Below are 12,163 nucleotides of genomic sequence, written 5' to 3' on the forward strand. Positions count from 1 at the left end.
GGGCGGGAAGACATCATTCACGGCGAAGAAGTCGCTTCGGGATGGGAGCGAATGTAGGCGGTGACCCTAGGGTAGTACTTATCCAGAAAGGCACGGCCGGGGGACGAGCCGAGGACACTGACAGTCGTTGCGAGGCCATCAGCAGTGACGCCTTTTTCCGCTATAATTGTGACCAACAGATGATGCGTCAGGCCAATACCGGTACGGGGGTCCACGACGTGGGAGTAGCGAGTGCCGTCGATGACGACGGACTGATAGGTGCTGCCCGAAGTGGACACGGCTGCGTCAGTGAGGCGCAGGGGCTGCGGCGGGGCATTGGGTCCTGTGCCGGGAAGGTGTACCGTCCAGCCGGTCTGGGAGGGCGGCGGGCGGCCGACGACGAGGTCTCCGCCCGCTTCGATGAGCGCGCGCGAGACGTTCAGGGCCCGGAGGGTATCCAGCGCCTGGTCCAAAATGTATCCCTTGGCAATGCCCCCGAGACTCAGTTGCATGCTGTCGGCTCGGAGCTGCACGGTCTGTCGCTGTTCGTTCAAGTCCATCTTGGACCAGCCCACCCGGCGCTCCGCGCGCTGGAGAGTGGAGGAGTCGGGGAGGGTCCCGGTCGTACGGGCGTTTGCCCAAAGGTCAAAATACGGACGAGCCGTGGCGTCGAAGGCGCCGTTCGACCGGCGGGCAAGTTGCTGGGCGTGTTGGAGGGCGGTAAAGAGAGGCGTACTCACGCGAACCGGGTCCTCAACGGCCCGCTCGCACAGCCGGTTCAGCTCGCTAGTAGCCCGATAACTGCTAAAGATCTTTTCGAGCGTCGTCATCCGGCGGTAGGCCGCCTTTCCGGCGTGCCGGGCCACGCTGTCGTTCGGGGCATAGAGCACGATCCGGACGGCCATGCCCATGCGGGTTTGACGGTACTCAAATCGCTGGAGGGACGACTCCTGGGCCCGCACCGACAGCCCGAGTACGCTCAAGAGCAGGGCCGTGGCCCATGCTCGTATTGCAAGAGCCGACACATCAGACGTTGACACACAGATCGTAGGCACGTATGCGCATGCTCTTGTCGAATTTTCTTCTCGCGCTTCTGGTCGCGCTTGGGGGACCGTTGGGGGGGGACGGCAGGGGGCCAGGTGACACGGAGCGCCAGTCTTTCCCGGCGCTGCGCGAGGATTCGTCGGACACCTACACGGAGTCTATCCCCAATACGCTGGTCGAATTCGATATGGTGCGGGTGCCCGGCGGTTCCGTTACGGTGGACGGCAAAGAACAAACGGTAGAGACATTCTGGATGGCCGCGATGGAGGTCCGCTGGGAGGCGTTTGATACCTATCGCCTAGATGAGGACATGGAGGATCTCGAGGATGCGGAAGCGGATGCGATTTCGCTGCCGAGCAAGCCCTACGGCTTCGGCAACGAAATTCCGGGCTTCGGACAGGAGAAATATCCAGCCCTTGCCGTCACCCGCAACGCGGCCCAGCAGTATGCCCGCTGGCTGTCGGCAAAAACAGGGCACACGTACCGTCTTCCCACGCCTGCAGAGTGGAAGCACGCCTGCCGTCTCGGATACGGAACCCCGCAGAACTGGAGCTCCGACCGGATTGGGGAGCACGCGTGGTACAAGGGCAACGCGGACGATGAGGCACATCCCGCTGCAGCCCTGCCCCCAAACGAACTGGGCATTTATGACCAGCTCGGAAACGCGGCCGAGCACGTCGTTCCCCCCGAGGCAGGCGAAGACGATCCCTCCGAGGTCTGGGGCGGGTCGTACTTGAGTTCCGCAGGCGATGTCCACTGCTCGGCCCGACAGCAGAAAACGCCGGCCTGGCAGGAGTCCGATCCCCAACTGCCGAAAAGCCAGTGGTGGCTTTCCGACGCCCCCTTCGTCGGCTTTCGGGTCGTCCGGGGGGCGGGCAGCTAACGAGCGCAACGATTCACTGACAATCCTACCTCAAGTCCATTACCATTATGTCGACTGAACACGAACAGCACAATACCGACCCTCTTGGGGGGATTACCCGCCGCGATTTTGTGAAGCGAGGTACCGTTGCTACGGCTGGGGTTTCGGCGCTGATGGCGTCGGGCAACTTTGCGTACGCGGGCGGGACCGACACCATTCGTCTCGGATTGGTCGGCTGCGGGGGACGGGGCACTGGTGCGGCGAACGACTGCTATCGTTCCTCCGACGGGATTGAACTCGTCGCGATGGGAGACCTCTTCCAGGATCGGATGGAAGAGTCGAAGGAGCAGCTGAAGAAGCGCCTCGGCGACAGCTTCAAGGTCACCTCGGACCGCACCTTTCTCGGATTTGATGCCTACGAGAAGGTGTTGCAGACGGACCTAGACCTAGTGATTTTTGCGACCCCGCCAGCGTTCCGCCCTCAACATCTCCGAGCGGCGATTGAGTCTGGAACGAATGTCTTTATGGAGAAGCCTGTGGCGGTGGACCCGGCGGGCATTCGGTCGGTGATGGAGTCCGCCGAGATGGCTGAGGACAAAGGGCTTGCGATTGTTGCGGGCACCCAGCGCCGTCACGATCCGGCGTATCGGGCCGCCATGAAGCGCATTCACGATGGGGCGATAGGGGAAGTCAAAACCGCCCAGGTGTACTGGAATCAGGGCGGGTTGTGGCATCACGAGCGCGAGCCCGGCATGAGCGACATGGAGTGGCAGGTGCGCAACTGGCTTTACTTTACCTGGCTCTCCGGCGACCACATCGTGGAGCAGCACGTCCACAACATCGACGTGGCAAACTGGGCCCTACAGGCGCACCCGGTAAAGGCACTGGGCGTTGGGGGGCGACAGGTGCGGACCGACCCGTCATACGGGCATATCTTTGATCACTTCGGAATCGAGTTTCAGTACGAAAGCGGCGCACGGGTGTACAGCATGTGTCGTCAGCAAGAAGGCACGCCGTCCCGCGTGGGGGAGCATATCATTGGCACGAAAGGCACCTCCGACGGGCATTCGACGATCGACGGAGCAACAAACTGGACGTACGAAGGCGAGGACGTGAATCCGTACGTGCAGGAGCATGCCGATCTGGTGGCGAGCATCCGCGAGGGCGAGCCTTTGAATGAAGGGCAGCGGGTAGCGGAGAGCGTGCTGACGGCCATCATGGGGCGGGAAGCGGCCTATACCGGCCAGGAAATCACCTGGGAGGAGGTTTTGAATGCCGACCTTGATCTTGGACCGGACAGTCACGAATTCGGTTCGCTTCCAATTCCCGACGTGCCGGCACCGGGGCAAACGACGCTCAATCGTGGAGCGAAGACGAACGCTTCCTCGGCGGACGCCTAATCTCGTGACGGTTGTAATGGTGGGGCGGCCCAGGCCATTCGGGCCGGCAATCATGACCCTTTCGATGCAGACAGTATCCGATGTCACAGTCTTTCGAGCAACGCCGGGGTCAGAAGTCGGTCGACGAGTGGGCTTCGGACGTTTCTCTAATCCTGGACGGAAATACGAACGAAGGCATCCGGGCTTCGGCGCCGGGACGGGTGGAGTTTATTGGCAACCACACGGACTATAACGGCGGCTGGGTGTTGGGCGCCACCATCGACCGACGGGTCGAGGTAGTCCTGCAGCGTCGATCGGACCGGCAGATTCGCCTGCAAAGCGAGGCGGCGGTCCCGCCGGTGGAGGTCCCGCTCGGATCGGTGGAACGTCAGTCCGGGGAGTGGGCCTGGGCGAACTACATCCTTGGCATGGTTGAGGTGCTTCAGGGGGAAGGGATGACGATAGAGAGCGGATTCGATCTGCGGGTGGGAAGCACATTGCCGGTGGGGGCAGGCCTCAGTTCCAGTGCGGCGCTGGAGTTGGCCAGTGGGGCAGCCTTGAGTGAAGCATACGGAGGTGAGTTTCTCCGGAGGGATCTGGTGCGGATGGCTCAGCGGGCGGAAAATGAATTTGTGGGGGTGCCGTGCGGACTGTTGGATCAGGCCGTGGTGGCACTTGGCGGGGCCGACCGCCTGGTGCGGCTTGATGCCCGGTCGGAGGCGACCGCCGCGGTGCCGTTTCCGCCGGAGACGGGGATCTGGATTTTTCGGACGCACCAGGCTCACGCTCTTTCCGAGTCTGGGTATCAGGAGCGGCACGACGAGGCTCGTGCCGTGCGAGAGCGGCTGCGGGAGCTCTTAGGGAACGAAGAAGCCGAGTATCTGGTGGATGTCTCTCCGTCCCAGTTAGAAGAGGTGAAACGGGAGCTTTCGAAGACGCTGTACCGCCGGGCTCGGCACGTGGTAACGGAGCATCGGCGGACCCAGCGGGTGGTGCAATTGCTGAAAGCGGGCCGACGAGCGGCAGCAGGACGACTCTTGTTTGCCTCGCACGAGAGCTCGCGGGTCAATTACGAAAACAGCACAGAGGCGCTGGATTTTGTGGTTGACCGATTGGCTGAGCAGGAGGGAGTGCTCGGGGCACGACTCACGGGCGCAGGGTTTGGGGGGGCGGCAATGGCGTGGACGCGCGCTGGGTACGGCGAAGAACAGGCGCACGAGGTGGCTGGGGCCTATGCCGATCGGTTCGGGATGGAGCTGGAAACACTGGCCTGCCGTCCGGCGCCCGGTCTCTACGTATGGACGTGACGTTCCGGGGCAGGGGGGACGCCATTTCGCGCCCCGTTTGGCGGCCGAATGGCGTCTCATCCCCTTGGCCGGTGGGGCCAGACGGCTCGTCGTCCCTCTCCAATGGGGCTGAGGGATCCCTAGAGCAGGGGGGTTACGATGCCGTCCCAGAGAGGTCCTGCTCCACACGCTCGGCATGCTGGCGTCGGAGCAGGGCCACGGCGTCCCGGTACCGATCGCGGTCGACGGAGTGCACCTCGATTCCCTCTCCGATCGCGTTTAATAGCATGATGGTGAGCTCGCCTCCGAGGTGCTCTCGGAAGCTATCGAGCCCTTGAAAGAGAGAGTCGGGATGGTCGGGGGCGTCGAGGTGCGCGTCCAGTTCAGGGACATACAGATCAAACCCAAGGGCCGCGGTCAGATCCAAGATCCGATCCAGCGCCTCCGAGGAAAGGTGGCCGGTGAGGTGAGAGTACGCGCAATCGAGGGCAATGCCGATGGCGACGGCCTCCCCGTGCCGAAGGGTGTAGTCCGTGAGCTCTTCCAGCTTGTGGGCAGCCCAGTGGCCGAAGTCGAGGGGGCGAGAGCTGCCCTTCTCAAACGGATCGCCGGAGGTGGCAATGTGGTCGAGGTGGAGTTCGGCACAGCGGTATACGACATGAGTCATGGCCTCCAGATCACGGGTCGGCGGGGCGAGGGCAGAGGCGTGATTGCAGAGGTAGTCAAAGAAATCCGCGTCTTTGAGGAGACCCACCTTGATTGCTTCCGAGATGCCCGCGCGCCAGTCGCGATCGTCAAGCGTGCGGAGAAACGAAAGGTCATTGAGGACCGCGTCGGGCGGCTCGAAGGTACCAAGGAAGTTCTTTGTATCAAAGGCGTTGATGCCGTTCTTGACCCCGACCCCTGAGTCGTTCTGGGAGAGCACCGTCGTGGGCACACGGATCAGACGAATCCCCCGATGTGCCGTCCCCGCCGCGTACCCGGCAAGGTCCAGTACGGCGCCGCCGCCCACGGCGAGCACGTACGCGTGACGGTCCAGTCGGCTCTCATAAATCACCTGATGGATGTGGTTCACCAGGTCGGGGTCGTTTTTGGCAGCTTCCCCTCCGGGTACGACGATTGGCGAAGCAGCAAGCGTCAGCGTATCGTCGTGGGCCTTCGCATAGGTCTCAATTTGGTCCGGAAGGTCCTCGTGGTGAGCAAGAAGGCCTTTATCAAGGACTGCCACCATCTTTTTCGGCATCGGCTCCTCCGGATCAGCGACGGCATCAGTCAGCAGTTCATTTTCCGGCTGAAAAAGGCCCGTCGTGAAGTGGACGTCGTACGAGAACTCGACCGAAAAGTCTTGATGGATCGACTGCATGCGGTGGGAGGATACGACTGATCGAGAGCAATTCTTGTATCGTTGGGGGCGGTCTATGTTACGTCGAAGAGCCGAGACAGGCCAAACGACACGGGAAGCAGGGCAAGGACGAGCACGCCGTACAGCCAGCCGCCAAATCCAGCCGCGAGGGCTGCGTTCAGAGGGATTAGGGCTACCACACCGGCTTCCACGGCGTTTTGAATGAGTTCCGGTGCTGGGGTATGGGCGGCACGCACGAATGGGGGGAGGACCTGTACACCTAGGAGGAGAAGAAAGGGAGCGGTGTGCAGAAGAGAGACGCCGGGACGGCTCCCGAGTGCGAGAAGGCCAGCGAGGACGAGACCGATGAGTGTGACGGCCAGCCATCCGGTTCGTCGACTGCCCCCATGTACCTCTCCCTGACTGATGCTTGTGATGGCGCCTACGAATGCGAGGGGAAAGAGGAGAAGAGGGAGGTTGGGCAAAAGAAGAGAGGGAACAGCGCTCACTCCAAGCAGCAGATTTCCACCGCGGCATAGGCCCATCGTCACCGGACCAAGGACTGTATGATGCTTTGCGTAGGCATCGTAGAGCACGGCGCCGGCTGCTACGAGTATAGCAACGATCGCGCTTGTTATGCTGAGGCCCGCCGCGGCTCCAATGCCACCTGCAAGAAAGAGGCCGCCAAATAAAGCAGCACCGGAACGGGAGGCGCTTCCACTGGGAATGGGGCGCTCCGGCCGCTCGTCGGCGTCGAGTGGGGCGTCGAAGACATCATTGAAGACCACGCCGCCGCCGTACAGTCCGACCGTGGCTACGAGAAGCGCTGTGATACCGAGGGGGCCAACGGGAGACGTTCCGCCGCTCAAAGACAATGAGGCTCCCGCAACTGCAAGCCCCGCCAATACGTCGGCAAGAGCCGTGATAATATTTGGCGGGCGGAGTAGTTGCAGGTAGGCCCACACGCGGCGGGAAGCGAAGAAAGCACGATCGCTGGTCATGGGGGCGAAGGGGCGTGGCACGAAGGGCGACTGGTTATTCGGATGTGGAGGCCGGCATCTGGGTCATGCCCGGCCCCTCGAAGCGGAACCAGTCGAGTCGAAGAAGCGGAACCTCCTCGCGGCCCCGGAAGACCAAGTAGAGGGGGGCGGGCCCTTTGGGAGCAGAGAAGGACACGGAGAGCTGTTGCCAGTCGGAGGCTGCTTTGCCGAGAGAGCTATAGTCTCGTTCGGTGGTGGCAGAATCGGCGGCGGAGGAATGGGGCGAGGCCTGTGGGACGGCAGTCTCCGCCAGGATGAGTCCATTTGGGCCGCCACGCCGGACTTCAATGCGTCCCCCGGCCATTGGGGCGACCCGGAGCGTCAGACCGGTAATATTGCGGAGGTTGACCGTGGGGTAGGCAATGTAGTGATCGGTCTCGGCCGTGATGAGGGTCCGGCTCGTGTCCTCTTCTTCGTTCTGGAGGGTTTCTTTTTGGATTCCCTTGGTGATGGGAGCGAACTCAGCCTCGTTGCGCTGAGGATGAAGGGGAATATGGGCCTGTCCGGTTAAGGAATCGGTGCCAGTGGCCCCTCCATCCGTATATTGCGCATCCAGGGCAGCGAAGAGTCGCTCTTTGGGTTCGTAGTGGTCGGTTCGCGAAACCGTAAAGGTGCCGCTCGCCCCTGATTGATCGTCAAGAGGCCACTCGTGGGAGTCTCGGCCGAGAAGGGACCGTACCCTGATGCGATCATCCGCGATCGATTGATCCTCAGGATCGGTGATTGTCAGACGGTAGGGAATGGGAGTATCGAACGGCACAATGCCACCAGGAAGGGGCCACTCAAAGGAGACGGACGGAGCGGTATTGCCCACGACGATAGAGACGGTGTCGGTGGCCGAGTGGCCGCTGGAATCGGTGACTGTGAGGCGAGCGGAGTAGCGGCCGGGTCGGTTGTACGGGTACTGCACGATCGGGCCCCGCCGTTCCGTCGTGCCGTCGTCGTTCAGGTCCCAGCTGTACCGAAACGCGGAGGCACCGTCGGGTCCGTGTGTCGTGTCGGCTCGGAACGTAACGGTGCGGGCGGGGCCGGTAGGGGACGAGGCACGTGCGTCAGCGACGGGCGGACGTTTCGGCGAGCCGTAATAGTCGAGGCGTACGATTTCGGAGTTGGGGCCACCGCCGAAGTTGTTTCCCCATTGCAGCACGTACAGTCGTCCTTTTGGACCCAGCTCCACGTCCATCGGCCGAATGAACTGCTTGTCGGGGAATAGCGGGTTGATCGCCGCCGGGTGCCCCGTAGAGTCGAACGTCACCTCTTTAATCCAATTCCGTCCCCACTCATAAATGATGAGGCTCTCATCAAAGTAAGCGGGGAGTCCGCGCGGCCCCGGGGCATCGGGGGAACGATGGACCACGGGGCCAACCATGGCTGATCGGGATCCGACGCCCATCTCGGGAAATTCTTCGGAGGGGCCGTAGGGATACCAGATCATTGGTGGCTGAGCGGGGGGCAACTCGCGGAGTCCGGTATTATTTGGCGAGTCGTTGATTGGGGCTTGGGGGTCAAAGGGCGCCCCGGCAGAGTCCGTGGAAAAGTCGTAGTCGTGATAGGCTTTATTATCCCCGATGAAGTACGGCCAGCCGTAATTTCCGGCGCTCCGGGCCTGATTGAATTCATCGTGGCCGGCAGGGCCGCGTGCGGAGTCGGAGGAAGCGGCATCCGGCCCGATGTCGCCCCAGTACAGCCAGCCAGTCTCTGAGTCCACGGTAATCCGGTACGGATTTCGGTGGCCCATCGTGTAAATCTCGGGTCGACCGCGCGAGGAGTCGGCAAAGAGATTCCCGTCGGGAATGCTATAGTGGCCGTCCGGCTGCGGATGGATCCGGAGAATCTTGCCCCGAAGATCCTGCGTGTTGGCCGACGTGCGCTGGGCGTCCCAGTATTTTCGCCCCTCTCGTTCGTCGATGGGGGCATAGCCGCTGGAGGCAAACGGATTCGTGTCGTCGCCCGTACTCAGGTAGAGGTGGTCATCGTTTGGCCCAAACGCAATAGATCCCCCAGTGTGACAGCACTCCTTGCGCTGGGTCGGTACGCGGAGGATTTCGGTTTCCCGTTCCACAAGCACGCGATTGCCCTGCACGGGAAAGCGAGACAGCTGGTTGCGCGGAGGGCCTTCGATTGGGGAGTAGTAAAGGTAGAGCTGTTGGGTTTCGGCGAAGTCGGGCGCGAGCGCCAGTCCAAGCAGGCCATCCTCTTCGACGGTAGAGACTGGAAGATACCCGGCCAGAGAGCGGGTGTCCGTTTTGGGATCCCAGACCCGAATGATCCCTCGGCGTTCAATGTAAAACACTCTTCCGTCCGGGGCCACGTCCAGATCCATCGGGTCCGTGGTCGTACTGTCGAGTACCACCTTCTCGTAGCTGCTGTTTACAGTCGCCGCCGCGTCGCCCGGCGCAACGCCCGCTGCCCATTCGAGGCCACCGAGAAGGTGCGTTCGAAACGACGGGGAGGAGAACTGTTCGGCTGTGTGCCCGGCGCCGGTGTAAAATGATCGTCCGCCGTCGTGCGTCTGTACCCAGGCGACCGGGTGATCGGTGCCCATGGTGCCCCCGTCGTACGACTGCTCGTCGAGTGTGGCGAGCACGTGGACCTTGCCGCGCGGATTGGGGCGGTAGTTGTACCAGACATCCGATTGGGGCCAAACGACCGGCAGTGCGCGGGTGGCCGGATGGACAGGATCCGAGACGTGCACAGTTGCGGGCTGGAGGGACGAATGGCCGCGTGCACGAGTGCCTACGAGCTGCCCGTACCAGTCCCACTCCGGCTCAGTGGTCGCCGCGGCATGAATGCCGATAAACCCGTGACCGTTTTGAATGTAGCTCCGGAAGGCACGCCGCTGAGCGGCCGTGAACACGTCGCCGGAGGTGTTTACGAAGGCGACGGCCTCGTACTCAGCGAGCCGGGTCGGGGTGAAGGGGGACGCCGTGGAGGTTGTGTCCACGTGAAAGGAGTGTGCCGCCGCGAGCTCTTGAAAGGCCTGCACACCAGCGGGGATGGAGGCATGCCGGGTACTATCGGTCTTCGTGAAGACCAGGACAGAGAAGCGGGCCTCCGATTCCGCGGGCTGGGCTTTCGCGGAACCGGAGACGCCCGTGAGTCCCGTTAGCAGGAAAAGCGAGAGTGCCCAGAGGAGGCGTCGTGGAGGCATGGAGCGGCGGCAAATGGAAGGAAGGCAATCCCGGGACAGGAACGGGGGGCGACGGTGAATCTAGTCGATAATCAGATTTTCCTCGCGTCGTTCGTCGGGATCCCGAACCACCGGGTCGCGTCCTCCACGAAGGACCGAGTTGCCGCTATAGAGTTGCCGCTGATCGATGGCGGGCGGGTCTAGCCAGTCTTCTTCGTCAATCTGACCGCTCTGGCTGTAGGCGGTAAGGGCATTCTCGTAGCACACCTTCCGCACGTCCTCCTCCGGAATGCCGCGCTGGAGCATCAGCTTGGCTGTTTTGGGCACGCCCAGCGGATCGCTGACGCCCCAGTCCGCCGCGCTGTCCACGAAGATGCGCTCCGAGCCGTAGTGCTGGACGATATCCACCATCCGCTCGTTGCTCATCTTCGTCTCTGGGTAAATCGTGAAGGCGCACCAGTAGCCGCGGTCCAGCACCTCCTCGACCGTTTCCTCGTTGTTGTGGTCGATGATGACGCGGGAGGGGTCCATCCCGTGCTCTTCGCAAAGGTCCATGCTTCGACTCGTGCCCTCCTTCTTGTTGCGGTGGGGCGTGTGCACCAGCACCAGCATGTCGAGCTCCTTGGCCAGCTCCACCTGCTCGTGAAAAAAGCGGTCCTCGGCGTCGGTCATGTCGTCGTAGCCAATTTCGCCGATGGCCACCACCCCTTCCTTGCAGGCGTAGAGCGGGAGCAGGTCCATCACGTCCTCGGCGAGGCCCACGTTATTGGCCTCCTTCGAGTTGAGGCCGATCGTGCAGTAGTGGCGAATGCCGAACTGTCCAGCCCGAAATCGCTCCCAGCCCACCAGCATGCTGAAGTAGTGCTCGAACGCGCCAATGTCGGTGCGGGGCTGGCCGAGCCAGAAGGCCGGTTCGATGACCGCCACCACACCCGCGTCCCGCATGGCCTCGTAGTCGTCGGTGGTGCGAGACACCATGTGGACGTGGGGGTCCAGAAACATCATCGGATTGTCGGAGGAGGCTGAGGATGTAGCGTCGCTCATGGCTGTATCGTTGACTGAAAAAGTCGAGGCAGAGGAGGAAGACGTGGCTCTTTAGGGACGGCCGACCGCAGACCGCCGCACTGTAATCGGAAACGCTAGGCCACCGGTTCGAGCCGGTTTTCTTGGAAATGCTCCCACGTCAGCGATCCCGACTCGGCCTGCTGTTTGAGTTCAGGTGCTTCGCTTTCCAGGAGTGTATCGGCACGGCTAGCCGGGCTTGCGGAGAGGGCCAGGGCCGCAGCCTCTCGCTCGGCGGCGGTCCCGTCCCGCAGCACGCGCTCCAGGTCGTCCAACGCGCTGGCCTGGGCAAACGGCCCCACGAGGCGCCAGAGCTCGGGGGGCACGGACCGGTCGGCGGCCCAGCGTTCGTGAGCGTAGTCCACCAGCATGCGGGCGAGCGTGGGATTGGCGCGCTCGTCGAGCTGCTGGATCGGGTAAAGGGGACTTCCCTCGAAGACCAGCTTCAGCACCATCTGATTCCAGGCCCCTTCGTCAAAGTGCTCTGCCGGGTAGGGGTTGCGATGAGCCACGGCTTCGAGTACCGAGGTCATGTTGCTGCGCACCCCTTCGGCGGCGCGATCGCTGTGAGCCTCCGGGTAGGGGAGGAGGGGAAGGGCCTGGTAGAGCGCCACCGACTCGCCCACGTCGGCATGCGCAAAGACACGGTCGAGCACGTGGAGGTATTCGTCTTTGTCCTCATGGGGGAGGCTCAGCACAATCAGCGTGCGCCCGGCTTGGTCGGCACTCCAGCCGGCGGGGTGCCAGCCGGCGCGAGCCTCATCCGCTGCGTCGAGGTCTTCGCCCGAAAGCTCCAGGTCGTCTTTGTCGATGTACCGGGTCACGGCGCTGAACGACGTGTAGAAGGTCCGTCGTGGAGCACCGGTTGCGATTTGTTCTCGTTGCTCGTGTAGCCAGTCGAGTCCGTCGTCGTCGGCCACGCGGCCAAGCCATTCGGACAGAAGCTCCTTCACGCGTGATCGGTCCATGGAGAAAGCGGTTAGGTACGAGGGAAAGCGGTTTCAAGGGCAGGACGATTTTCAACGGAGCGATGGGGGGC

9 protein-coding genes are annotated in these 12,163 nt (G+C 62.6%); 3 read left to right on the forward strand and 6 right to left on the reverse strand.

What is annotated here, in order from left to right; genetic code table 11:
• Positions 1-17 precede the first annotated feature (17 nt).
• A complete protein-coding gene (locus tag BSZ35_RS17315; RefSeq protein ID WP_146110150.1) occupies positions 18-1,019 on the reverse strand; it encodes an FAD:protein FMN transferase in 1,002 nt (333 codons plus the stop codon).
• A 23-nt stretch (positions 1,020-1,042) separates the two neighbouring features.
• Between BSZ35_RS17315 and BSZ35_RS17320 the strand changes: the two genes are divergently transcribed.
• From BSZ35_RS17320 to BSZ35_RS17330, 3 genes are all read left to right on the forward strand, one after another.
• The gene (locus BSZ35_RS17320) at positions 1,043-1,906 is read left to right on the forward strand and encodes an SUMF1/EgtB/PvdO family nonheme iron enzyme (protein WP_181149391.1); all 864 of its coding nucleotides are present in this window, start codon (positions 1,043-1,045) and stop codon (positions 1,904-1,906) included.
• A gap of 47 nt (positions 1,907-1,953) precedes the next feature.
• Entirely contained in the window at positions 1,954-3,285 is a 1,332-nt protein-coding gene (locus BSZ35_RS17325; RefSeq protein WP_105013612.1) for a Gfo/Idh/MocA family oxidoreductase, read from the forward strand.
• Between the two features lie 80 nt (positions 3,286-3,365).
• Positions 3,366-4,571, forward strand: coding sequence for a galactokinase family protein (locus BSZ35_RS17330; RefSeq protein ID WP_105013613.1), 1,206 nt, complete (start codon positions 3,366-3,368; stop codon positions 4,569-4,571).
• A gap of 133 nt (positions 4,572-4,704) precedes the next feature.
• On the opposite strand, the gene BSZ35_RS17335 is transcribed toward BSZ35_RS17330, so the two are convergent.
• The 5 genes from BSZ35_RS17335 to BSZ35_RS17355 form a co-directional block, all read right to left on the reverse strand.
• On the reverse strand, positions 4,705-5,913 hold the full coding sequence (locus BSZ35_RS17335) for a 3-dehydroquinate synthase (protein WP_105013614.1): 1,209 nt from the start codon (positions 5,911-5,913) through the stop codon (positions 4,705-4,707).
• A 53-nt stretch (positions 5,914-5,966) separates the two neighbouring features.
• On the reverse strand, positions 5,967-6,893 hold the full coding sequence (gene eboC / locus BSZ35_RS17340; protein ID WP_105013615.1) for a UbiA-like protein EboC: 927 nt from the start codon (positions 6,891-6,893) through the stop codon (positions 5,967-5,969).
• Positions 6,894-6,927: 34 nt separating this feature from the next.
• Positions 6,928-10,083, reverse strand: a complete 3,156-nt coding sequence (locus BSZ35_RS17345; protein WP_105013616.1) for a ThuA domain-containing protein — start codon at positions 10,081-10,083, stop codon at positions 6,928-6,930.
• Positions 10,084-10,143: 60 nt separating this feature from the next.
• Positions 10,144-11,067: a TatD family hydrolase gene (locus BSZ35_RS17350; protein WP_105013617.1), complete on the reverse strand. Its 924-nt coding sequence runs from the start codon at positions 11,065-11,067 to the stop codon at positions 10,144-10,146.
• Between the two features lie 134 nt (positions 11,068-11,201).
• Positions 11,202-12,092, reverse strand: a complete 891-nt coding sequence (locus BSZ35_RS17355) for an EboA family metabolite traffic protein (protein ID WP_105013618.1) — start codon at positions 12,090-12,092, stop codon at positions 11,202-11,204.
• Positions 12,093-12,163 lie beyond the last annotated feature (71 nt).

The sequence above is a fragment of the Salinibacter sp. 10B genome (assembly GCF_002954405.1).
In the GTDB taxonomy this organism is placed as follows: Bacteria; Bacteroidota; Rhodothermia; order Rhodothermales; family Salinibacteraceae; genus Salinibacter.

Coding starts and splice junctions, on each gene's coding strand:
- BSZ35_RS17320 (WP_181149391.1), top strand. CDS start 1,043: ATGCTCTTGTCGAATTTTCTTCTCGCGCTTCTGGTCGCGCTTGGGGGA.
- BSZ35_RS17325 (WP_105013612.1), top strand. CDS start 1,954: ATGTCGACTGAACACGAACAGCACAATACCGACCCTCTTGGGGGGATT.
- BSZ35_RS17330 (WP_105013613.1), top strand. CDS start 3,366: ATGTCACAGTCTTTCGAGCAACGCCGGGGTCAGAAGTCGGTCGACGAG.
- BSZ35_RS17335 (WP_105013614.1), bottom strand. CDS start 5,913: ATGCAGTCGATCCATCAAGACTTTTCGGTCGAGTTCTCGTACGACGTC.
- eboC (WP_105013615.1), bottom strand. CDS start 6,893: ATGACCAGCGATCGTGCTTTCTTCGCTTCCCGCCGCGTGTGGGCCTAC.
- BSZ35_RS17345 (WP_105013616.1), bottom strand. CDS start 10,083: ATGCCTCCACGACGCCTCCTCTGGGCACTCTCGCTTTTCCTGCTAACG.
- BSZ35_RS17350 (WP_105013617.1), bottom strand. CDS start 11,067: ATGATGTTTCTGGACCCCCACGTCCACATGGTGTCTCGCACCACCGAC.
- BSZ35_RS17355 (WP_105013618.1), bottom strand. CDS start 12,092: ATGGACCGATCACGCGTGAAGGAGCTTCTGTCCGAATGGCTTGGCCGC.